Genomic DNA, 379 nt, shown 5'->3' on the forward strand with positions numbered 1-379 from the left:
ATGGGGGTCGGGGTGCCCCTCTGGGCGGTGCTGGGAGCCGGGTCCATGTTCGCAACGTATCTGTATGAAGAACTTGCCCAATCGACGACCAAGGGTGGAGCTACCTACACGGTCATCGATGCCGAGAAGGAGGACAGGCCGGCGCCCTCGGGAAAGAGACCGCCCCAAACGCCGGCAGGATAGCCGACGCAGACCGAACCGGGTACGGGGGGTCTTTTGCGCGGGCTGGTCATCTGATCACCCGCTCATAGATTTTTACCAAACATTCCCGACCTCCATTAGCATCACCTAATGGCAACTCATTGGTTCTCTCATGTGGGCCCGGTGACGACCGAGCATATCGGCATCACCCGGAAAGTCAGTTCGGCCGAGGCTGCCG

1 protein-coding gene is annotated in these 379 nt (G+C 60.4%); it reads left to right on the forward strand.

Annotation, left to right across the window (positions count from 1 at the left end):
• Positions 1-183: hypothetical protein (locus EN857_RS35300; RefSeq protein WP_210235160.1), on the forward strand; the 183-nt coding region annotated here is incomplete at its 5' end.
• Positions 184-379 lie beyond the last annotated feature (196 nt).

Source organism: Mesorhizobium sp. M4B.F.Ca.ET.214.01.1.1, from assembly GCF_004791545.1.
GTDB classification, from domain to species: domain Bacteria; phylum Pseudomonadota; class Alphaproteobacteria; order Rhizobiales; family Rhizobiaceae; genus Mesorhizobium; species Mesorhizobium abyssinicae.